Origin of the sequence: Chondromyces apiculatus DSM 436, assembly GCF_000601485.1 — a bacterium.
In the GTDB taxonomy this organism is placed as follows: Bacteria; Myxococcota_A; Polyangia; order Polyangiales; family Polyangiaceae; genus Chondromyces; species Chondromyces apiculatus.
In genome coordinates this window covers 54,053-75,536 of sequence record NZ_ASRX01000029.1, presented here as the reverse complement: position 1 = coordinate 75,536, position 21,484 = coordinate 54,053, and the positions used below count along the sequence as shown (strand labels likewise).

Below are 21,484 nucleotides of genomic sequence, written 5' to 3'. Positions count from 1 at the left end.
GTGGCCTCTCTTTAATGTCTGCTGCACCGGGTGCGCACCATCAGGCGATCACGCTGGAATAGGTAATGGTGACGCCTCACTTCTCAATGGCAGTGCTGCAGCAGGTCTCGGAGGCAGATCAATGTGGGCATTGCTGTCACAATGCCGTTGAACGGTGGTGCGCATGGCGGCCCTCCCAGACCGCCCGCACCCGAGCGTCGCTGGGATGGCGTCCTGAGCTGATAGTCGCTGGGATGGCGCCCGGAGGGGCCGGGGCTCCCGACGGACATGCGCGAGAACGGGTACTTCCTCATCCTGCGGTCTCGTACTTCTCGCTGCGTTTCCGGCCTCGCGCCCGTTCTTCTGGACGCTGGATGCGCGGGCGCTCTAGCGTGCACCGGACGGAGGCGCACGTCGGGCAGAGGCGCTCCTGTCGGGAGTGGTTTCGTCATGGCCAGGAACCGCAACGCACTCTTGTCGGAGGTGTACGACCGGGAGTTTCCGGACGTCAAAGGCCTGGACGCGCTGGCGCAAGCCGTCCAGCGGCGCGCCATCAAGCAGCGGGAGCGGTCGCCCGAGGGGGTGCTGCGTTCGCTCGCGCACCTCGCGCGCTACGAGGACGATACGTTCGACGACCTGGTGATCGACCCCGGGCTCGTCGACGCCCTCGCCGAGGGAAAGGGGGCGCGTGACCAGAAGATCATCGCGCAGGTGAGCGGGGAGCTGCGGCAATGGCTCGACGGTCGTGACGGCGGCAAACGGCAGCGGGCGGTTTACGCGCTCGTGCGGTTCTCCGGCGCCGCGTCGGAGTTCGTCGCGCGTGGGCTCGCCGGACCACCCGAGGATCAGGTCGCGGTGCTCCACGCGCTCGCCAATCCCTTGCACGAGGATGTCGCCACCGCGAAGCGTGCCGTCCGCTTCACTGCGATGCCCGCGGAGATCCTGCCGCTGCTCCGGCCTCTGCTGTCGTCGAAGGCCTTGAAGCGGCTCGCCGACAGAGACACGGCCGACTGGCGGGATGGCGTGCGTATCCTGCGCCTTCTTCTCCAGATTGAGCCGGGCGCCGCGACGGACGAGGTCCACGCCGTGCTCCTCGATGCGCTGGAGGTCGATGAACTCCGGCCCCTGTTCCACCGGAAGTACCTGCAAGCCGAGTTCTCAGGGGTGCGCATGCCCGCCTCTCCGGCGGTCCGGAGCCGGTTCGAGCGCGGGGCCGCCATTCTCGACAAAGCGCGCACGTCAGGTCTGCCGAGCCGCGTCGAGCTGGCGGTCCTCGGGGCGCTCGCCATGCTGGTGCGAAGCGATGCGGCCCTCGCTTGCCGGACGGCATCCCTCTTCGAGCTGCTCGGAAGCACGATGTCGCCCGAGACGCTGGTCCCCTTCGTCGAGCTGCTCACGGCCTCGGCCGATCTGCTCGGGCCGGAGGAGATCCTGAAGCTCGCGGGGTTCATGACCCAGGATCCCGAGGAGCGGCTACCCGCGGCTGCGGCCGCGTGGGTGCGCCTCGATCCGGCGAAGGCGAAGGATCTGGCGCGGCGCTTTCACGAGGGGGACCGCGCCCGCGTCGAGAGGCGCTGGTTCGCCGCCGCGGGTGCCCACATGGCCTTCCAGGACCGCAAGCCCGAGATCGCGGCGCTCATCCCCGAGACGGCGCTCGCGGCGGCGATGGATGGCGCTCCGAGCGAGATCGCCCGGCCCATCCTGGAGAGCCTCGTCCGGAAAGCGCGGAACCCTGCGGAGCTGATGTTCGCGGTCTCGATTGCTTCCGCGCGCCGCGAACGCGCCGTCCTCCGTCCGGTGCTCGCGAAGCTTCAGGACACGCCGTTTCGCATCGACGCGAAACTCGAGGCCCTGCTCGTCCCGCTCATGGGACCGGAGAACGAGGACCACGTTCAGAACGAGATCGACGGGGAGAACCCTTTTCGCGACCGGCGCGAAGCCCTGGCGCGGGCCCTCGCAGCCGCCCTGGCGCGGCGCCCCGACTGACACGCCGAAGAGCTACGGCGAGAGAAATTCGGACCGGCTCATCGTACCGAAGACGCTGCCGACCAACATCGTGCAAGCGACCGCGGAGGTGGTGGAAGGAAGGAACGACGTTCGGCACTTCATCGATAGAGGCGAGGCAAGAGATCCAGACGTTTCCGGATGGCTGCCAGACGTTCGCGTAGCTCTTCGCTTTGAGCCAGCTCTCGAAAGTCCGAGATGTTGCTCAGGAGGTTTTCGAAGGCGATGTCAAGCTCCCCGGCATTGACCATGCTCAGGAGGCATTGGGGGGCCGTGTGAGGGAAGTTGCAGTCCAGTATCACGGCGGCGAGCGCGTTCCGGAGGTCTTCGAGTTCCTCCGAGATGCTCTTCTGGTTCATCGGCACGGAGCCCTCATTCACGGGATTTCTCTCCCACGCGACGCAGGATCGTCGCGAGCCAGACCATCGCCAGTCCAGTGGGCTCACGTTCGCCTGCGAGGATCCGCTGGATCTCGGACCCGTCGTCGGAGAGCTGGCCCAGCGTGAGCGCTTCCGGCTTCTCGTAGGGGTCGTAACGCTGGTCCGCGGGCACGTTCCAGTAGAAATCCTCCTCGATCTCCATCTCGCGCTGTCCGGTGGCGTCCAGGTGGGCAAGGAGCGTCAGCGTCGCTCTCCGCAAGGCGTCGGTGGTCACCTTCATGGTTCCAGCTTCACCCGCTCGAGGTCTATCAGACCGATGGCCGTGGCCAATGCGTCAGTTCGGCGGGGTTTGATGCATGGCGTAGGCATGCTTCGAAGCAGTCCTGCCCGGCGGTGAGGTCCTGCCATCCCGGCGGGATGACCACGAACCGGGGTGTCCATCGCGTCGGGCCCAGGATCGCACCCGGCCACGATCTCTTCTGGAACCTCTGGCGTTCCGGTATGTCCAGTGGCCATGCGCCGATCTCTCGGGCTCCTCGCGGCCCTCGCCCTCTCCGTCGCGCTCGTGGCCGGGCCCTCCGACGCGGCTCCCCCTGCTCCGGAGGCGGTGGCGCGGGGGCTCGATCTGTTCCTGCACGCGCCGGGGCAGGGGGCGCCGGGGGCGATGCTGCCGGTGCAGGTGGTGGCGCTGGGGTTCCCGACAGCGACCACCTCGAAGCCGCTCGGAGAGGTGACGGTGGAGGCGACGTGGGATCCGGAGCACCTCGGCAAGGTGAGCGTGGTGCCGGCGCCGGTGCGGGTGACGACGGACGCAGGGGGGCGGGCGCACCTGGAGGTGCCCATCCCGCCGGGGCCGCCGGGGGATCTGCAGCTCTTGCTGGGGGTGCGGGTCGGGGATCGGCAGCGGACGCGGACCTTGAGCGTGAAGCGGATGGCGCCGCACCAGGTGGCGATCCGGGTGCCTGACGCGCGGGTGGTGCCAGGCGGGGAGCTGTCGGCGTGGGTGACGGTGGAGGGGGCGGCGACGGGGTTGCCCGTGGGTCGGACGCCGGTGGAGGTGCGCCTCCTGGAGGGCGGGATCGCGCGGCACGTGGTCCTGGTGGCGACGGACGATGCGGGCGTGGGGATGGCGCGGGTGCCCATCCCCTTCACCGACGAGCCGGCGTGGTCCTGGGAGCTGCAGGCGCGCACGCTGGCGCAGGGAGAGGTGCTGGGGTTGGCGTCGATCCTGCTGACGCCGCGGGAGGAGACGCCGGGAGAGCCGGAGCTGTGGGCGCTGTGGGATGAGCCCGAGGTGGGGGCCGGGGAGCGGGCCTCGTACGTGGTGCGGGTGCGCGATGGAGCAGGGCAGCCGGTGGCGGGGTTGCCGGTGCGGGTGTGGGTGGGGCCAAAGGGGACACAGGCGCCCACGGACGAGGACGAGTGGAAGAAGGTCACGACGCCGGTGGTGACCGACGTGGCCGGCGAGGTGAAAGGCGCGGCGGTGGCGCCGACGACGGTGGTGGCCGGGGCAGGGACAACGCTGCAGCTCGAGGCGCGGGCCGATCTGGACGGGCAGCCGCTGAAGACGGCGACGACGCTGGCCGTGGAGAGCCGGACCGCGGAGGCGACGCTCTGGCCCGAGGCGGGGGTGATCGTGCCCGGGGTGCCGCAGCGGCTGCTCTTGCGGGTGCGCGACGGGCGCAACGAGCCGATCGTGGGGCCCTTCCAGGTGGAAGCCGATGGGCTGCGGCAGGCGGTGACCACCAATGCCTTCGGGGAGGCGGAGGTCGCGTGGTCTCCGCCGGCCGGGGTGGGGGCGCTCCGCAACGTGGGGCCGTGCGCAGGCGGGGTGGCGGCCGCGGTGACGGTGCGGCCCGCGGCGGAGATCCCGGCGCTGCGGCGGCGGAGCGAGCCGTTCGTGCTGTGCATGTCGGTGGACCGGGACAGGACGGCGCTGCTGCAGCCGGAGCACGCGGTGGTGCGCGCAGGGAGCGCGCTGGCGCTGTCGGTGCTGTCGGCGCTGTCGGGGGGCGGCGCGGCAGGGGTCGGGGGCGTGGGAGGGGGCGCTGGGGGTGCGGGAGGCGCGGGAGGAGCGGGCGGGGGATGGTGGAGCACGCTGCTCGTCGCGGAGAACGAGGCGCGGGCCGGAGGGGCGTGGCTGCGCGAGGGGCGGGGGACGCTGGCGGTGCCGGAGGGAGCGGCCGGGGTGTGGGCGCTGCACGCGGCGTTGCCGCGCGTGGGAGAGCGGGCGCGGAGCGTGGGGGGGGCGGTGCTGGTGGCGCCGCAGGTGCTGCCGCGGCTGACGGCGACGATGGTGGGCGGGCGCGCGGTGCCCGGAGGGACGGTGGAGGTGGACCTGGCGCTCAGCGGTGAGCCCGGGGGCGGGATACCGGGATCCATCGCGGCGGTGGTGGTGGATCTGCACGGGGGAGGCTCGACGACGGGGCTCCTGAACCTCGACACGCGGTCGCGGCTCTGCTGGATGGTGTCGATGTACGACGATCGCTGCGATGCGTTCCTCGGGGGCGATCCGGCGCTGGATCCGGTGCGGCGGGCGCTGCTCGGGGAGCACCTGCGCGCGCCGCTCGCGCCCGACAACGATCCCGAGGGGGCGGCGAAGGAGACCATGAAGAAGTCGTTCGGCGAGGTGCTGCGCTCGCTGGAGGGCGCGGTCTACGAGGCGTCGGCGTCGCCGGAGCAGCTCATCGACGTGCGGCGGAAGGAGAAGGGGAAGTGGCAGTTCAACCCGGAGCTGCTCACGCTGGTGACGGCGGCGATGGACGAGCCGCCGGAGACTCCCGGAGGCGAGCCGCTGACGCTGCCGGACCTGCTCGCGGTGGACAAGCAGGTGACGTTCGAGACGGTGGCGCGGCGGGTGACGCGGCTGAAGCTGTTCCGGGTGCTGTCGGCGCTCCGGCAGGTGAAGCGGGACCGGGGGCTCGACGCGGACGAGCCGGCACTCAAGGACCCGAACGCGCTGCTGCGGCGGGCGGTGCGCGACGGGAACGTGGAGGAGGCGCTGCTGCTCGATCCGTGGGGGGGGACGATCCAGTTCGTGAAGACCACGGCACCGCCGGCGCCCTTCCTGACGGTGACGCGGGGCTACGCGCTGCAGGCGCCGGGGCCTGACGGGCGGATCGGGACGGGGGACGACGTGAGCGATCCCTTCGGGCGGGTGGTGGCGTCAGGGTCGCCCTACGCGGAGGCGCTCGGGGAGGATCTCATCGTGGACGCGCGCTACGACATGGAGGTCGGCGAGGCGACGGTGGCGTCGTGGGACACGCTGCTGACCACACACACGGGGACGGCGCTCGGGATGGGGAGCATCGGGACCATCGGGCACGGGAGCGGGACGGGCTCCGGCCAAGGGTTCGGTTCGGGGCACGGGCGGCTCGGGGGGAGCCACACGCGGAGGTCGCCGTCGGTGGCGCGCGGGGTGTACTACTGGTCGCCGCCGACGCAGACGGGGCCCGATGGGAAGCTGCGGATGCGGATCCCGCTCGGGGACGTGGAGACGACGTGGCGGATCGCGTTCGTGGGGGTGCCGGAGCGGGGGATGCCGGCGACGGCGTCGATCGACGTGGCGACGTCGCTGCCGCTGTCGGCGCGGGTGGAGGCCGGGTCGACGTGGGTCCAGGGCGACGAGGTGGACGTGGAGGTGTCGGTGCGGAACCGCTCGGCGCAGCCGGTGCGCGCGGACGTGGCCATCGAGGTGGGCGGGGCAGCGGTGCTGGCCTCGGACCGGGACCGGCTGCGGGTGGTGGACGTGCCCGCAGGCGGGGCGACGCCGGTGCGGGTGCGGGTGAAGTCGCCGAAGGCAGGGCAGGCGACGCTGACGGCGCGGGTGAGCGCGCCGGGGATCGCGCGGGACGTGGCGCAGCACTCGTGGGAGGTGCGCGGCGCGGGTGAGCGGACGGATCTGACGGCATCGCAGTGGGTGGCCGCCGGGACGGGGATGGGGGGAGAGAGGGGCGAGGGCGGGGAAGGGGCGCACGGAGAGGGGGCGCTGCCCGAAGCGTGGCTCCGGGCGCCCGTGGAGGCGAGGACGCACGTGCTGTGGGGCGCACCGCGGCTGGTGCTGGAGCGCGGGGTGGAGAGGGCGCTGTCGGCAGCGCTGGCGTCGCTGGACACCGACCGGCTCGGGTCGCCCCAGGCGGCTGCCGATGCGGTGGAGGTGGCGTCGCGGATCGCGCGGTGGGCGACGGTGCACGAGGGAGAGCGGTCGGCGCTCGCGGCGCGCGCAGGTGAGGTGGGGCAGCGGGCGATGGCGCGGCTGATGGGCTTCAAGCGCGAGGCGGGTAAGGGGGACGCGCTCTGGAGCGAGGAGCGCAGGGCGCGGCTGTTCGCGCCGGCAGGCCTGGGGGACGAGGTGCGGAAGAACGTGCAGACGACGCGGCAGGGCGCGGGGAGGGACGCAGGGAAGGACGAGGGGTGCCCGGCGAAGGATCTGCCGCTCGTGGCCGCGCTGGAGGCGCTGGAGGTGGAGCCGCTGCCCCAGGCCGGGGCGAGCGCGGGCTGCTGGGACGCGTTCGTGACCGACACGGTGAGCGAGGCGCGGGAGAGCAGCGACGCGGTGATGATGGCGCGGGCGCTGCTGTCGCTGCTGGAGCGTCCTCACCGGGCAGCCGCCGCAGAGGCGCTGGCGAACGCGCTGCGCGTGAAGGTGGGGCTGCGGGAGAGCGGGGGGATCTCGCTGCCCACGGCGCAGGCCAGGGATCGGGGCGCGCGGGCGGTGGTGTACGGGGCGCTGCTGCGCGCAGCGGGGGTGGGGAAGAGCCCGGCATCCGCGGAGATCTTGTTCGGGTGGGTGGGGGTGCAGGGGGACACGCGGGGGGGCTACGGGACGAGCGTGGGGACGCGGTCGGTGGTGCGGGCGCTGCTGGCCTACGACGGGGGGGTCGGAGCCGAGGTCGGGGGGAGGGAAACCCTGGGGGACAAGGAAGAGGGCCCGCGGGGTGCGAGGAAGGCGGGGGCGGCGCAGGGCCGGGGGACGGCGCGGGTGAAGGTGAGGGCCGGCGGGACGACCCGCGAGGTGACGGTGGGGCCGTCAGGGCGGGTGGTGGTGCCGCTCGTGGCAGGGGTGAAGGAGGTGGCGCTCTCGGTCGCAGGCGCCGGGGTGATGGCGCGGTTCGAGCGGCCCGCGCTGCGGCGGTGGTCGAGCCCTCCGGAGGTGCGCGAGAGCCCGGTGCAGATCGAGGTGTCGTGGCCAGAGCGGCCGAAGGCGGGGCGGGTGTCGGCGCTGAAGGTGTCGCTGCGGAGCAGCCTGGGGCGCGCCCACCAGGTGGACGCGCGGATCCCGCTGCCGCCCGGGGTGACGCTGGCGGCGCCGGTGAGCGGCGTGCGTCTGGTGCAAGGGACGCTGATGGTGCGGGCGTCGGTGCATGCGGATGGGACGACGACGCTGCTGGAGATCCCGCTGCGGTTCATGCTGGCCGGGTCGATGACAGTGCCCGAGGCGCGGGCACGGGTGGCGCTGGAAGAGCTGCCCAGGGCCGTGGCGCCAGCGAGGCGGCTGCGGGTGGAGTGAGGCGGGGCGGGGCTGGCGGGGGCAGCAGTCGGAACGTCGATTGGTGACCAGGAGCATCCCGACGCGGCGGAGGTCAATGACGAAGCGGGTAGCCGATGAGGCTCCCGCGCCTGCTCCGTCAACGCAGGGGCTGGCTCCGCGCGTTGACCACGTTGGGCCAGAGAGCTGGCTCGAACGCCGCGGTAGGTACGACCTGGGACATCACCCATTCCACGATCGCGCCAGGACTCAGTGGCGGAAGTGGCACCCTCACCTTCGGCTGCACATCCAGGGTGGGGCCTACATGGCAGTGAAGCGCGGCATGCCCGCATCCTCCGTGGCCCTGCCGATCAGCCGAGGGGTTCTTCACGGTCGGACGATCGTCCGGGAGGTGGACAGCCACAGTCCACGGCGAGTCGTCGCTCCGCTTGCCCTCCACCATCACCGTGAACTGGTGCAGGTGCTGCCTGGATCGATCCAGCAGAAGGAGCACGGTGAGACGTGCTTCCTTCAGGTGCACCTCCTTCTGGTCTGCGGCTGGAAGCTGGTGAAGGTGGACCTCTTCACCTCTTCTCGCGCGGTTGAGCTCCACTACCTGGAGGCCGGTCTCCGGGTTTCGCTGCGGCTGCAGGCGGGATTGTACGTTGCTCTGGAACACAGACGGGCGCTGCTCACCGAGCCGGCGCAGGACCTCCCGGATCTGCTTCTCCGCCTCGGCGCCCTGTGTACGTAGCGCCTGGTGCGCGCTGTAGAGATCGACCCAGGCCTTCATCGCTCCTCCAGGAGCATCGCGCGGTAGGCCAGGGCAAAGCTCTCGGCTGTCGGTCGGATCTCCTCTGCACGCCACGAGGCGAGCCAGGCTTCGGGGGGCTGTCCTGCTTCCTCGGTGAAGCGTGTTCGTTCTGCGGCGTCGTCGATCTCGCTTAGCGCCTCCGGATCCACATCGCTGCCGCCGATCCAACTCGATAGGCTGATGGCCTGCTCGGCCAAGGCGCGCTCGCCATCGCCATGGCGGAGCAGGAAGAGGACGATGGGTTGTGTGCGTGGGTGATCCTCGTCGTGCAGGCGGTCACGGCTCCCATCGAGATCCAGCACCGTCGTCACCTCGTCGCCCGTGCTGGGGATAAGTAGCGCCATCCGGCGCGGCCAGGCGATCGCCTCTTCGACCGACGAGGTCCGGAATGCCTCTGCTGCCGTGGGGACGACGCTCTCGACTTCCCCCACCAGCCACTCGCGAAGCCCTATATCAGGGCACCAAACCACAGCGATCCCCCCGTGGTCGCGCTCGATCGCGCCGAGCAAGGACTGGATCGACTCACGCACTGCGACGCATCTCCTTCACAGCGGCCCGTGCAAGCGGATGAACTTCGAGCACTGGGCGCCGGTCGCGCAGCCGTTCGAGCAGCACTCCGTGTGCCATCAAGCGGACCTTTCGATCGAGAGCCAGCTCCCGGCCATCGCTGCCCTCGACGGCGAGGATGGCCTGCGTATCGCCCGGCAAGAGGACACGCCGCAAGCTGTCTTCCTGGTCCGCTACTGCGTCCGCCAGATCCGACGGCTCCGGCCACGGCGCGTTGCGCCGGAGGCGCGCGTAGGTGCCAGCATCCGCCAGGAGCTGCAGAAACGTGCGGGGGACACCTCCGCTCCACTGCGCGGCTTCATTGACCAAGGTCCGCCTGGCACGGCCCTCCGCATCCTCAAAAGCCTCGGCATTCAATTGCAGACGAGCTGACAGGAGGTCCCGCAAGAACTGACGACCAGGCTCGCCGGGCTCGCCCTCGACTTCTACGGCATGCAGGGCAACAAACTTCTCGCCCGCGCGCAGCACGGCGTCGGCGCGGGGCCCAAAGGCGGCGTGCCAGGGAACGACCACCACAAGATCAACATTCTCGGGGAGTGTTCCGAGCGCGTCGAAGAGATCCGTGGCACCGGCGCCAGGAGGCACCTTCTCCAGGCCATCGATGAGGAGCGCGATGCGTCGCTGCTCGACCAAACGGTTCACCTCGCTGAGCGTGTGACGGATCAGGGCGGGGGCGCTGGGTATAGCCTTCCCCCCTGGAGCGACGCTCATCGAGTCATCCTTGAGGACTCCAGCAGAGATCAAGCTCTCCCGTAGCTCAGGAGAGACAGGGAGCCGGAGGCTCTGGGTCGCGACATAGGCGATTCGCCCAGCAATGCGAAGCAGGAGCTGTTCTGGCGTGAGCTTCCGCATGTTCTCCCACCGATCGAGCGGGACGAGACAGGCGAAGCGTTCCGCTTGTAGCAGCGTCGCCGCCTGCGCCATCTCAGTGCTCTTGCCGATCCCTGCGGGGCCTCCGACGAGCACGGTCGAGCCTCCGGCAAGAATCCAGTCGGCGATGTGCCTGGCGCCACCCGACGGTGGAGTGACATAGACATCGGAGCCAGGGTCGAGCGGCCGATGAGGGGTGAGAGCTTTCCAGTCGTTGTTCATGGCGGAGAGGAGGGGCGACAGTTCGACGCGGGGCTCGCGAACTCTATCCTGGATGCGCACAATCTCGTCCAGTCATCCGCAGGGACATGCGAGAGCCGCAGCGTTCAACGCGCGGACCAGAGCAACAGGATAGGCTCCTGTACCGTCGACTTTCGAGATGAAGCGGGAAAAGGACCACGAACGGCAGACCCTTCGGAGCCGTCCTGCGCAGGATACACGCGGTGCCCTCTCATGGAGGCAGCGCGGGCGTGAGCGCACCGATCAGAGGTTCCGCAGCGCGCGATCTCGTGGCGCCGAGCTGCGCGCCAGAAGCGGGTACTCCTCGCCACTGGGGAGCGTCAGTGTGGGTGGTCCGAGCGCATCAGCCAGATCGTGTATGAGTGCGCGCGCGAACTTGGCGTGTGCAGGCGTGCGCAGGACCTGCTCCCAGCTCAGTGCCCGTAGCCCTGCGGCGCCGCCGTGAGACTCCCGGTAGGTTGAGCCGCGCTGAGCTTCCGTGGGATTGCGGCACAGCCAGGACAGGTAAGCCTTGGGGTGAAGCTCGCGCCGGTAGCCGGGAAGGTTGAAGCGTTCGGGCAGCATCCAGAGCAAGCGTTCCGGCTTTCTTCGGCGCGCGTTCTGCGCATGGAAGGCGGCGCAGGTTGTGCCGTCGTCCTGTGAGAAGGCGAGATCGTCGGTCTCGAAGGCTTCGGGATCGACCCCGGGGCGGAGCTTCGGCGGCAGGCGATCCGGGCCCACCCCGGCCAGCGGGAGCGATGCCGGATCGGCGAAGAGCCAGGCCTCGATCATGGGCGCCGCGAGGTGGAACGAAGCGCGCTCGCGCAAGGCCTGCTCGACCCGCTGCGCCTTGGCGGCGCTTTCGCGCTGGCGAAGGGCCTCCAGGTGCTGCTTCACCGCTGCCCGCACGCTGGCGACGACGATCTCTGGCTGATCGGCGTTCTCCAGCTCCAGATCATCCAGCAGCACCGCCAGATCGGCGGCATGACCATCGCGGCCGGGGTGCACCTCGGAGGCGAGCTGCTGCACGAGCCTGGTCAGGTTGGTGGGTAGCTTCGCCGCCAGGAGCGAGGTGCTCAGTCTGCCGGAGGTGAAGCCATCGAATGGCACACGGTCTCCGTCGGGTTCCTCGCGTGCGGCCACGGCCTCGAAGGTGTGGTCAGGGAAGAGGCGCCGGAGGCACTCCGGCAAACCAAGCAGCTCGCAGCGGCCGGTGGGGATCAGTTTGACCCGCATCAGCCACCTTGCGTCTTCGGCGCCTCGGCGCCCTCGGCCCGCGGTGCGCCGAACTCCAGGCGATCGTAGAGGTCGCCGAGCTGGAAGTGGGCGAGCCACTCCGGGTCGTGGATCTTGTCGAGCGAGACGGGGAGCACCTCGCGTCCAGGTTCCATGACGTAGAACTGGTCGGGGTGGTCGCGGAACTCGTTCATGAGCACGGGCGAGTGCGTGGTGAGGAGGATGGTCAGCCGGCGCTCGTCGGCGATCTCGCGCATGGCGGCGAGGAGCTTGCGGATGGCATGCGGATGGAGCTGATTCTCCATCTCCTCGATGGCAATGACCGTGCCCTCGCGGGCGCTGGCGACGGCGGTGAGGTGTAGCAGGCCCACGAGGAGGCCGTCGGGCGCGCGGTGCATGGGCAGGGCAGCGCTCGCGCCGGGCTTGTAGAAGCGGGTGGGAACAACCTGGCCGACGGGCGGGTCAAACTCGATATCGTCGATGATGCCGGGGAAGGCGCGCTTTGCGTGGCGGAGGACCCAGGCGAAGCTGTCGCTGAAGCGGCGAGGGGCAGCCTTCCAGTTGCGGAGCACGATGAAGAGGTTCTTGCCAGTTGGGTCGAGGCGCTCGTCGCCTTCGGCACCGGCGCCGCCATTGCGCAGCGCATCCAATCCGTACATCCCGTAGATCCGAAAGCCGCGCAGTGCATCGGTAAGGGGGATGAGGCTAGGAGATTGTTGGGCCTCCCAGGCGGCGCGTAGGCAGGTGCGACCTTCGGCGTCGATTGGGCGACGCTCGCGACCCAGGTACCATGTGTCCGCATGGGCCCCGTGACGTAGCAGGATGTCACCCCCAGCCTTCACTATCTCGCCTGGCGAGCTGCCCACCATGCCACCCTCAACTGGCAGTCGTAGCTCCCAGCACACCTCACCGACATTCAGACCGAGCATCACTTCCGGGGGGCCCGCGGCATCCAGCCGTCGCATTCCGGAAGCTCCGCGCTGCTGGGTCACCGCTTGGGGAACTCCATGGACAAAGGCGTCGCGGAGGAAAGCAAAGATGTCCAGCAAGGTCGTTTTGCCAGCGCCGTTGGGACCGGCCACGAGGCACACGCCATCAGGCGACCAGGAGACTTCTGAGAGTCCCCGAAAGTCCTGCGCGAGCAACATGACAGGCACACCTGTAGCGAGCGGCTGGCTCTGGATGTCTTGCGCAAAAGGATCCCGATGGAGAACGCCGTCGGTTGGTAGCACGCCTACGATGTCTCCCGTGGCCATGTCCATTCCGGCTTCTTTGCCTATGGATGGCATCGAGACGAGCAGCAGGGTGAGCGCGAGAGATGTTGAACGAGCGTCGGCACCGATGTGGTGGGCGAGCTCCTGTGCATTTCGAACCTGTGAGGCGTTTTGTACGTAGAGTTGACGAAGGGTTCTGAAAAGTCGTTGTGTCAGACCCAAGAGGTCTTGCGAGAGAGGGGTGTCCACTGCGCGCAGCGCGTCGACGGTCGGCACCAACGAACCACGGTGACCTACTCGCAATAGTTGATGCTGCAGTAGGTCGTCGATAAGCCAGGGGTCGTTGCGTGCACGAACCTCGGCATCTTTCGGGAATTTTCTTGTCTGCTGCACCTCTTCAATGAGCGTGCTCAGCAGAGCGCCTGCTTCGGGGCTCACGGTCTGGTCGCGCTGACTATTGCTCATCGACAGGTCCTTCGGGCCAAGCAGGGGCGCTACTCCCGCGTCTCGGGTGAGCCTCGCGCGCTACCATCGCCACTCCCGGCCAGCAAGCCGCACGCCCCCACCATCACGTCCAAGCTGGTCATCTCCAGCGTGCCTTCGATGCGGGACCTGCCGTCTCCACGCTGCTCCGGCGAAGCTCGTCCTCCTAGAACCCGACGCCGTCGCTGCACGGCACCTCCTCACCCCTCGCGCTCCTCGTCTCCGGGACGCCCTCTTGTGCGGGTGGGCGTTCCTCGGACTACGATGCGCCGCCATGGAGCCGGTGGCGAAGGCGGTGAGGCGGTCGTCGTACCTCGACGAGATCGAGGAGCCGCCGCCGATGTGGCCAGGGGTGGAGATCCCCTCCGAGGCAGCGCGGGGGGTCGTCTACCGGGTGCAGCACGTGGTGGGGGAGGGGGCGATGTCGGTCGCGTACTACGCGCTGCGCGCCGGGCCGGAGGGGGAGACGCCGGTGGTGGTGAAGGTGCTGCGGCCGTGGTTCGTGCGGAAGGGAGGGGCCACGGCGGAGCTGATCGTCACCAAGGAGGCGGTGGCGCTCGGGCGGCTCAACGAGCACGTGCCGCCGACGCCGTTCGTGGTGCGGCTGCTCGACGCGGGGACGTACCAGGGAGAGCTGACGACGGGGGAAGAGGTGGGGCTGCCGTGGCTCGCGCTGGAGTACGTGCACGGGGGAGCGGAGGGGACGACGCTCGCGGAGCGGGTGGGGCACAGCCTGCGAGATACGGGGTTCGCGTTCGATCCGGCGCGGGCGGCGCACGCGGTGCAGTGCCTGGCGACGGGGCTGTCGGCGGTGCACGACGTGGGGGTGATCCACCGGGATCTGAAGCCGGACAACGTGCTGTGCTGCGGGTTCGGGGAGGACGAGATCTTCAAGATCGCGGACTTCGGGGTGGCGCGGCCGGCGGGGTTCTCGGGGACGTTCGGGGGGACGGCGCTGGGGACGCTGGGGTACGCGGCGCCGGAGCTGACGGCGTACGAGCAGCAGATCCTGGGGCCGCCGTCGGACATCTTCAGCCTGGCGGCGGTGGTGTTCTACCTGCTCACGGGGGAGGAGTACTTCGACGTGCTCAACCCGGGGCAAGCGCTCGCGGCGATGTGCAGCACGGCGCGGCGGAGCGTGCGGGATGGGCGGTGGCTGTCGCCGGAGCTGCGGGCGTCGGACGCGGCGTGCAGGTCGATCGACTTTGCGCTGGCGGCGGCGACGAGCCACGCGCTGTCGAAGCGGCCGCAGCGGGCGGATGCGCTGGCGGCGATGGTGGTGCCGTGGCTGCGGGACGTGCGGCCCGTGGGGGCGGTGGGGGGCGGCTCGGCGCTGCGGCGGGACAAGCTGCGCGAGGAGGAAGAGCTGACCGGCGTGGCGCGCTGGGCGTGGACGACGGTGCGGGGACCGGGGTCGGAGGAGGCGCCCAGGGTGGTGCGGAGCGCGGCGTGGGACGGGGACGGGCGCTGCATGGTGGCGACGAGCGCGGGGCTGTCGTTCTGGGATGGATCGGCGTGGGTAGAGGTGGATACGCGGGGGCTGCCGAACCCGGAAGGGGTGCGGCTGACGCGGCGGATCGGGGCAGGGCGGTGGCTGGTGGTGGCGGACGACGCGACGTTCGCGACCTACACGCCGGAGGGGCTCGGGGAGCTGCGGCACCTCGGGGCGATGCACATGCGGTTCGCGCTGCTGAGCGGGGATCTGGACGGGCTGGCGCTGCTCGTGGGGGAGGCGGAGGGGGAGCCGCCGACGCTGTGCACGCTGAGCGACAGGCGGTGGCTGAAGCCGATCCCGCTGCGGGGGGTGGCGGTGGTGACGGCGCTCGCGCGGGTGGAGGCGACGCGGTGGCTGGTGGTGGGGCGGGGGAAGGATGGGCGGGGGTACGTGGCGATGGTCGCGCCGCTGGAAGGGGAGGTGCGGTCGCTGGCGGTGCCATCGGTGCGGGCGTTCCTGGCGTGCGCAGGGCAGCACGAGCTGAGGATGGGGCTCGCGGCAGGGGCAGAAGGGGCGGCGCTGTGGTTGCGGGGGGGAGCGATGGTGACAGAGCAGGTGGAGGCGGGGGCGGACGTGTCGGCAGTGGGGGTCGACGCGGTGGGGCGGGGCTGGGCGGCGGGCGCGGGGAAGATCTGGAGGCACCGGGAGGCCGCGGTGGGAGCCGCGACGGGGAGCCTGCAGCAGCCGGGGCGGTGGAGCTGCGTGTGGCAGGACGAGAGCTTCACGGCGCCGGTGGTGTCGCTGTTCACGGACCTCGGAATCGTCATCGCGATGGCCGCGGACGGAGGGATCATCGAGGGGCGCGCGCTGCGGTGAGCGCGGGGGAGGGGAGCGCGGCGGACACTTCAGCGCCCTTGCAACAGAGTTCGCGGGGCGGTTAAGGGTAGGCGGCTGGCCGTGCGACGCGGTCGGCGAAGGCTGAACCGAGGAGGAGATTCTCATGGAAACCCGCGCAGCCGTTGCCCACAAGGCGGGCGAGAAGCTGACCATCGAGACCGTGCACGTGGACGGGCCCCGCGAGGGTGAGGTGATGGTGGAGATCAAGGCCACCGGGGTCTGCCACACCGACGAGTTCACGCGGTCGGGCGCGGATCCGGAGGGGCTGTTCCCGTGCATCCTCGGGCACGAGGGCGCCGGCGTGGTGGTGGAGGTGGGCCCGGGCGTGAAGAGCGTCAAGAAGGGCGACCACGTGATCCCGCTCTACACGCCGGAGTGCAGGCAGTGCAAGTCGTGCCTGAGCCGGAAGACGAACCTCTGCACGGCGATCCGCGCGACGCAGGGGCAGGGGTTGATGCCGGACAAGACGAGCCGGTTCCGGCTCGGGAACGAGGTGGTGCGGCACTACATGGGGTGCTCGTCCTTCTCGAACTTCACGGTGATGCCCGAGATCGCGGTGGCGAAGATCCGGGAGGACGCGCCGTTCGACAAGGTCTGCTACATCGGCTGCGGGGTGACGACGGGCATCGGCGCGGTGTTCAACACGGCGAAGGTGCAGCCGGGGGACAACGTGGTGGTGTTCGGGCTCGGCGGGATCGGGCTGAACGTGGTGCAGGGGGCGCGGATGGCGGGCGCCGACAAGATCGTCGGCGTGGACCTGAACCCGAAGCGGAAGGCGCTCGCGGAGAAGTTCGGGATGACGCACTTCGTGAACCCGTCGGAGATGGCGGACCCCGACAAGGAGCTGGTGCCGTTCCTCGTGAACCTGCTCGACGGGGGCGCCGACTACAGCTTCGAGTGCGTGGGCAACGTGAAGGTGATGCGCCAGGCGCTGGAGTGCTGCCACCGGGGCTGGGGGACCAGCGTGATCATCGGGGTGGCGGGCGCGGGGCAGGAGATCTCGACGAGGCCGTTCCAGCTCGTGACCGGGCGGGTGTGGAAGGGGTCGGCGTTCGGCGGGGCCAGGGGGCGCACGGACGTGCCGCGGATCGTCGACTGGTACATGGAGAAGAAGATCAACATCGACGATCTGATCACGCACACGATGCCGCTCGATCAGATCAACCACGCCCTCGACTTGATGCACGAGGGCGAGTCGATCCGGAGCGTGGTCGTTTTCTGAGAGCGGCAGGGCCGTGAACGCAAACGAGGAGCGGGCTTCGGCCCACTCCTCGTTTCGTTTTGTAGCTTCGTTGCTGGGGGTCGGTGGCAGACGTCGGCGCGGCTCAACGTGGACCAGCGCGGCGGCGGCCGAGGAGGAAGCCCACGGCGAGGGCCGAGAGGGCGCCGACGGAGAAGCGGGAGGTGGCAGGGGTGGGGGCGAGCTGTCGCGCGGACGCCTCGCTCTTGGCCTTCTTGGCGGCCGTCTCCTCGGGAGCGTCGGCCATGGCCCCGAGTTCCGTCTTCGCCGTGCCGGCGCCTTTCTCCTCGCCGCGCCGCTCGATGAGGGAGTTGATCTCGGCGCCCAGCATGATCGCCATGGAGGAGATCCACATCCACATCAGCATCACGATCACGCCGCCGAGCGCGCCGTAGGTGACCTCGTAGCTGCCGAAGTTGGTGACGTAGGACGAGAAGCCGACCGAGACGAGGAGCCAGAGAAGGACCGCCACCACCGAGCCAGGGGTGATGATCCGGAACTTCATCTTTGCGTTGGGCAGCACGTAATAGAGCATCGCGAGGACGATCATCATGATGAACGCCGCGATGGGGAGGCGCAGGAAGAGGAACAGGGGGCTCAGCCCCGAGAGGCCCAGGAAGTTCACGACGGCCGGGGTGACGATGGCGATGGCAGCCGCGATGACCGAGAGGACCGCAGCCGCGGCCGTGACGCCGATGCCGAGGAGGCGGACCTTCCACCAGGGGCGGGTCTCGGTCACGTCGTAGGCGGCGTTGAGGGCGCGGGAGAGGGCAGCGACACCTCCGGAGGCCGCCCAGAAGGCGCCGATGCCGCCGAGGGTGAGGAGGCCGGGGCTCCCGCCGTGCCCGAGGGCGTCGAGGCGCTCGCTCAGGATCTCCGCCACGGCGCTCGGGGCCACCTGGTAGAGCTGGGCGATGAGCTCCGCCGTCTCCGAGGGATCGAGCATCAAGCTCGTCAGGGCGACGAGGAAGAGCAGGAAGGGGAACAGCGCGAGGACACCGGAGAAGGTGAGCGCTGCGGCCACGTCCTCGACGTTGTCCGCGTCCCATTCGCGGTAGAGGGATGCCAGGAATTTCTTGACCCCGGCCCAGTGAATGTCTCGTCCCAGCAAGCGCACTGACGACCTCCCAGACCGGTCCATGGTGCCTGGCCGGGGGACTGTCCAGATGCGGACCATCTTTCTTTCCAAGGCCGGCAGGTTGGATGAGACTCCGCGGCCATGGTGAACGTGACGTCCGTGGTGGGATTGCCCGAGCGCGCCCTTCTGGAAGGGAGCCCGGCAGCGATGGGGTGCGATGCGCTGGTCGTGGTGACGCCTTCACCGGTCGCCGCGCACGTGGAGGCGCTGGGGGCGGAGATCCAGGGGGCGATCGCCGGGGCAGCAAAGCTCGACGCGGCGCTGGGAGGGAAGTGCGCGCCGGTGGTGCTCGCGGTTCAGGGGGTGCCTGGTGGTCGGCTGGTGGTGGCCCCGATGAGCGCGCTGCAGGAGGAGACCGACGACGTGCGGTCGGTCGCAGAGGCGGCGGCGGCGGCGATGACGCGCGCGGTGGCGGCAGGGGCGCGGCGGCCGCTCCTGTTCGTGCGGGCTCCGGCAGATCCGCGGTTCGCGCGGGCCGTGGAGGTGGCGACGCTCGCGGTGCTGGGGACGCAGTGGGCGGCGCTGGAGGCGCGGGAGTCGGAGCACGCGCCGAGCCCGGCAGAGGCGGTGGCGGTGCTGGGGCTCTCGGAAGCGCGGGCGCGGGAACTGGCGGCGATCGAGGTGGGGCGCGCGCTGTGCCGGGACATCACGGCGGGGGATCCGGAGCGGATGGCGCCACGGCGGGTGGCGGAGCTGTGCGAGGCGGCGTTCGCGCGCACCGGGGTGGGGGTGAAGGTGGAGCGCAACGTGGAGGACTATCCGCTGCTCAGCGCGGTGGCGCGGGCCTCGCGGGTGGTGGAGCGGCACAAGCCGTGCGTGGTGCGGCTCGACTACCGGCCGAAGGGGGAGATCAAGCGGACGGTGCTGCTGGCAGGGAAGGGGGTGACGTACGACACGGGGGGCGCGGACCTGAAGACCGACGGGCACATGGCCGGGATGTCGCGGGACAAGGGCGGCGCGGGCGCGGTGGCCGGCGTGGTGCGCGCGGCGGCGGCGCTGGGGCTGGAAGGGGTGCGCGTGGTGGGGATCCTGGGGCTGGTGCGCAACAGCGTGGGGGAAGAGTCGTTCGTGAGCGACGAGGTGATCCGGAGCCGGGCCGGGGTGCGGGTGCGGATCGGGAACACGGACGCGGAAGGGAGGCTGGTGCTGGCGGACCTGCTGGCGGTGGCGCGGGAGCTGGCGACGGCGGGGGCGGTGGATCCGGTGGTGTTCTCGGTGGCGACGCTGACGGGGCACGTGTACCGGGCCCACGGTCCGTACGTGGGCGCGCTGAGCAACGGGGCAGGGCGGAAGGAGATCGCGCGGCTCGCGGAGGTGGGCGAGCAGTGGGCGGAGCCGTTCGAGCACGTGCGGCCGCGGCGGGAAGACTACGCCCTGATCGCGCCGAGGACGCCGGCGGAAGACGTGGTGTCAGCGAACCGGCTGGCATCGGTGAACACGCCGCGGGGGCACCAGTTCCCGTTCGCGTTCATGGACGTGGCGTCGGGCATGAAGGGGTCGGCGTTGCCCTTCACGCACCTGGATATCGGCGGGGTGGTGTGCGAGGGCGCCGACTGGCAGTTCGGGCGGCCGACGGGGACGCCGGTGACGAGCTTCATCGGCTACCTGAAGGGCGGGGCGAGCGAGGCGTGACGCTGGGTGCGTGATCAGGCGGTGGGGGTGAGGGGGGCCGGGAGGACGGCCATGTAGTCGCGGAGGATGCGGGGCTCGTACTCGTCGAGCAGCGCATCGATGCGCTCTCCCGTGGGGGCGCGCAGGGCGAAGCCCACGTGGTGGGGGTGGTTCTCCAGGCGCCAGACGATCTCGGGGTCGCTGAAGGCGCTGGTGTCGGGGACCTCCTGGCGCGCGAGGGAGACGATGAGTCCTCCGTAGTCGCGGCGGTGCTCGGGGAGGGTGTAGGGGTGCTCGCCCTGGGCCAGCTCGACGCGGGCCCACTCGCGCCAGAGGTTGATGCCGGTGGAGGCCTGCACGAGGTCGACGATGTGCGCGCCGCCGACGCGGGCGGCGGTCTCGAGGAAGTACACCTTCCCGTCGTCGCGGCCGAGGATGTACTCGGCGTGCATGACGCCGCGGACGAAGCTCATCTGCTCGACGACCTGGCGGTGGGTGTCGAGGATCTTGCGTTCGACCTCGCTGCCACGCTCGACGGTGCGGCTGGCGAAGATGCCGCCGGAGTGGGTGACCTCGAGCAGGGGTTTGCGGTAGCGGTGCACCTCGGCGAAGACGACCTTGCGCTCGGAGATGATGGCGTCGACGTGGAAGACGTCGCCGGGGATCATGCGCTCGATGAGGTACGCGGGCTGCTTGTCGCCGAGCTCCTCGACGATGGGCCAGATGTCCTCTTCGCGCTGGAGCTTGCGGATGCCGACCGAGGAGGCCTCGGCGCGGGGCTTGAGGAGCCAGGGTGCAGGGACCTCGCGGCAGAAGCGGCGGATGCGGTCGTGGTTGAGGACGTGGATGAACTCGGGGACGTTGATGCCGCGGTCCCTGGCGCGGGCGCGCATGGCGAGCTTGTCGCGGAAGTAGCGCGCGGTGGTCTCACCCATGCCGGGGATGCGGAGGTGCTCACGGAGGTGGGCGACGAGCTCGACGTCGTAGTCGTCGAGGGGGGCGATGCGGCTGAAGTCACGGGTGCGCGCGAGGTAGCAGACCGCGTTCTCGACGGCGCGCCAGTCGGTGAAGCTGGGCATGGCCCAGACTTCGTCGATGGACTCGCGGACCCAGGGCTTGGTGAGGAGCGACTCGTGCGTCAGGAGGACGACCTTCCAGCCCTCGCGCTTGCACTGGTCGAGAAAGTCGTTGCCCTTGTAGAAGCTCGCGACGCAGAGGATGATTTTGCTCGAAGTGGGCTCGGTGGCGGGGACGTCTAGCTGGTGTTCCATGTTCCGTCGGGGTCGGGAGGGTAGGCGGGCCGACCGCCAGAAATCCAGCGGGTTGCGTGCAGGCCGAGGTCTATGCCGAGCGAAGACGCTGAGGTAAGGTGCGGCCCCATGACGAATGCGGGCGCGTCCGGCTCGATGGACGCCAGGCAGCTGCTACTTTCCTGTGGTCCCCGGTTGGCGGCGTTGCTCGGGGGGGGAGCGCCGCTGATCGGGGATTTCTGTTTTGTGGTGCTGGAGGCGCCCTGTGCGCTCGCAGCGCCGTTGACGTGGGTGACGTCGGTGACCTCGGCGGCAGTCGCGTCGCAGGAGGCGGGCCGATGAGCAAGCTCCGACACCCGACGCTCGCAGCGTGGCAGAGGAACCACGAGGACGGGAGCTACTCGGCGGAGATCCGCGGCTGGAACCTCAAGGTGTGGTGGGTGCCCGAGAAGCCCGGCGTGAAGCGCGGGTTCCTCTGGGAAGCCACGGGGCCGGCGGAGCAGAAGCTCGCGTCGTCGGTGCCTACCGAGGAGATCGAGGTGGCCATGGCGACCGCCGAGGAGTGCGTCGCGCCCGACCCCGAGAAGCACGAGACGAAGATCGTCGACTGAGGCGTGCGCGCGCCGGGAGTGCCCGCGGTCGCTGGGGATCGCGGGGGCTCTCGTGGCGCGCTCCGCCCG

Annotated in this window: 15 protein-coding genes; 7 read left to right on the top strand and 8 right to left on the bottom strand. The window is 70.3% G+C overall.

Annotated features, from left to right (window positions below; genetic code table 11):
• Window positions 1-429: 429 nt before the first annotated feature.
• A complete protein-coding gene (locus CAP_RS19920; RefSeq protein WP_044243427.1) occupies window positions 430-1,965 on the top strand; it encodes a hypothetical protein in 1,536 nt (511 codons plus the stop codon).
• 119 nt (window positions 1,966-2,084) lie between these two features.
• Here the strand turns inward: CAP_RS19920 and CAP_RS19915 are convergent, their stop codons facing one another.
• Window positions 2,085-2,342: a hypothetical protein gene (locus tag CAP_RS19915; protein WP_044243425.1), complete on the bottom strand. Its 258-nt coding sequence runs from the start codon at window positions 2,340-2,342 to the stop codon at window positions 2,085-2,087.
• 13 nt (window positions 2,343-2,355) lie between these two features.
• The gene (locus CAP_RS19910; protein ID WP_044243422.1) at window positions 2,356-2,643 is read right to left on the bottom strand and encodes a hypothetical protein; all 288 of its coding nucleotides are present in this window, start codon (window positions 2,641-2,643) and stop codon (window positions 2,356-2,358) included.
• Between the two features lie 234 nt (window positions 2,644-2,877).
• On the opposite strand from CAP_RS19910, the gene CAP_RS55025 reads away from it, so the two are divergent.
• The gene (locus tag CAP_RS55025; protein WP_044243419.1) at window positions 2,878-7,872 is read left to right on the top strand and encodes an alpha-2-macroglobulin family protein; all 4,995 of its coding nucleotides are present in this window, start codon (window positions 2,878-2,880) and stop codon (window positions 7,870-7,872) included.
• Between the two features lie 283 nt (window positions 7,873-8,155).
• Window positions 8,156-8,584: a hypothetical protein gene (locus CAP_RS50635; RefSeq protein ID WP_156040957.1), complete on the top strand. Its 429-nt coding sequence runs from the start codon at window positions 8,156-8,158 to the stop codon at window positions 8,582-8,584.
• Between the two features lie 35 nt (window positions 8,585-8,619).
• Here the strand turns inward: CAP_RS50635 and CAP_RS19890 are convergent, their stop codons facing one another.
• The 4 genes from CAP_RS19890 to CAP_RS48290 form a co-directional block, all read right to left on the bottom strand.
• Entirely contained in the window at window positions 8,620-9,174 is a 555-nt protein-coding gene (locus CAP_RS19890) for a hypothetical protein (protein WP_044243413.1), read from the bottom strand.
• A complete protein-coding gene (locus tag CAP_RS19885) occupies window positions 9,167-10,303 on the bottom strand; it encodes a hypothetical protein (protein ID WP_156040956.1) in 1,137 nt (378 codons plus the stop codon). The genes CAP_RS19890 and CAP_RS19885 overlap by 8 nt, the downstream gene beginning before the upstream one ends.
• Before the next feature lie 261 nt (window positions 10,304-10,564).
• The gene (locus tag CAP_RS19880; protein ID WP_156040955.1) at window positions 10,565-11,329 is read right to left on the bottom strand and encodes a hypothetical protein; all 765 of its coding nucleotides are present in this window, start codon (window positions 11,327-11,329) and stop codon (window positions 10,565-10,567) included.
• Window positions 11,330-11,535: 206 nt separating this feature from the next.
• Window positions 11,536-13,215: an AAA family ATPase gene (locus CAP_RS48290; RefSeq protein WP_081865062.1), complete on the bottom strand. Its 1,680-nt coding sequence runs from the start codon at window positions 13,213-13,215 to the stop codon at window positions 11,536-11,538.
• Between the two features lie 292 nt (window positions 13,216-13,507).
• Here CAP_RS48290 and CAP_RS19870 point away from each other — a divergent pair, with 292 nt between their 5' ends.
• Entirely contained in the window at window positions 13,508-15,544 is a 2,037-nt protein-coding gene (locus CAP_RS19870) for a serine/threonine-protein kinase (protein WP_044243403.1), read from the top strand.
• 124 nt (window positions 15,545-15,668) lie between these two features.
• Window positions 15,669-16,787, top strand: a complete 1,119-nt coding sequence (locus tag CAP_RS19865) for an S-(hydroxymethyl)glutathione dehydrogenase/class III alcohol dehydrogenase (RefSeq protein ID WP_044243401.1) — start codon at window positions 15,669-15,671, stop codon at window positions 16,785-16,787.
• 103 nt (window positions 16,788-16,890) lie between these two features.
• On the opposite strand, the gene CAP_RS19860 is transcribed toward CAP_RS19865, so the two are convergent.
• A complete protein-coding gene (locus CAP_RS19860) occupies window positions 16,891-17,922 on the bottom strand; it encodes a YihY/virulence factor BrkB family protein (protein WP_044243398.1) in 1,032 nt (343 codons plus the stop codon).
• 102 nt (window positions 17,923-18,024) lie between these two features.
• On the opposite strand from CAP_RS19860, the gene CAP_RS19855 reads away from it, so the two are divergent.
• Window positions 18,025-19,575: a M17 family metallopeptidase gene (locus tag CAP_RS19855; RefSeq protein ID WP_044243396.1), complete on the top strand. Its 1,551-nt coding sequence runs from the start codon at window positions 18,025-18,027 to the stop codon at window positions 19,573-19,575.
• A gap of 14 nt (window positions 19,576-19,589) precedes the next feature.
• Here the strand turns inward: CAP_RS19855 and CAP_RS19850 are convergent, their stop codons facing one another.
• Complete coding sequence (locus CAP_RS19850) at window positions 19,590-20,825, bottom strand: ATP-grasp domain-containing protein (RefSeq protein ID WP_044243393.1); 1,236 nt, start codon at window positions 20,823-20,825, stop codon at window positions 19,590-19,592.
• 317 nt (window positions 20,826-21,142) lie between these two features.
• Between CAP_RS19850 and CAP_RS19840 the strand changes: the two genes are divergently transcribed.
• Window positions 21,143-21,415 carry a hypothetical protein gene (locus tag CAP_RS19840; RefSeq protein ID WP_044243387.1) on the top strand — a complete coding sequence of 91 codons (273 nt, stop codon included), beginning with the start codon at window positions 21,143-21,145 and terminating at the stop codon, window positions 21,413-21,415.
• The last annotated feature ends 69 nt before the right edge of the window (window positions 21,416-21,484 follow it).

Excerpts from the sequence above, each read along its gene's own strand:
- CAP_RS19920 (WP_044243427.1), top strand. The coding sequence starts at position 430 with ATGGCCAGGAACCGCAACGCACTCTTGTCGGAGGTGTACGACCGGGAG.
- CAP_RS19915 (WP_044243425.1), bottom strand. The coding sequence starts at position 2,342 with ATGAACCAGAAGAGCATCTCGGAGGAACTCGAAGACCTCCGGAACGCG.
- CAP_RS19910 (WP_044243422.1), bottom strand. The coding sequence starts at position 2,643 with ATGAAGGTGACCACCGACGCCTTGCGGAGAGCGACGCTGACGCTCCTT.
- CAP_RS55025 (WP_044243419.1), top strand. The coding sequence starts at position 2,878 with ATGCGCCGATCTCTCGGGCTCCTCGCGGCCCTCGCCCTCTCCGTCGCG.
- CAP_RS50635 (WP_156040957.1), top strand. The coding sequence starts at position 8,156 with ATGGCAGTGAAGCGCGGCATGCCCGCATCCTCCGTGGCCCTGCCGATC.
- CAP_RS19885 (WP_156040956.1), bottom strand. The coding sequence starts at position 10,303 with ATGAACAACGACTGGAAAGCTCTCACCCCTCATCGGCCGCTCGACCCT.
- CAP_RS48290 (WP_081865062.1), bottom strand. The coding sequence starts at position 13,215 with ATGAGCAATAGTCAGCGCGACCAGACCGTGAGCCCCGAAGCAGGCGCT.
- CAP_RS19870 (WP_044243403.1), top strand. The coding sequence starts at position 13,508 with ATGGAGCCGGTGGCGAAGGCGGTGAGGCGGTCGTCGTACCTCGACGAG.
- CAP_RS19865 (WP_044243401.1), top strand. The coding sequence starts at position 15,669 with ATGGAAACCCGCGCAGCCGTTGCCCACAAGGCGGGCGAGAAGCTGACC.
- CAP_RS19855 (WP_044243396.1), top strand. The coding sequence starts at position 18,025 with ATGGTGAACGTGACGTCCGTGGTGGGATTGCCCGAGCGCGCCCTTCTG.
- CAP_RS19850 (WP_044243393.1), bottom strand. The coding sequence starts at position 20,825 with ATGGAACACCAGCTAGACGTCCCCGCCACCGAGCCCACTTCGAGCAAA.
- CAP_RS19840 (WP_044243387.1), top strand. The coding sequence starts at position 21,143 with ATGAGCAAGCTCCGACACCCGACGCTCGCAGCGTGGCAGAGGAACCAC.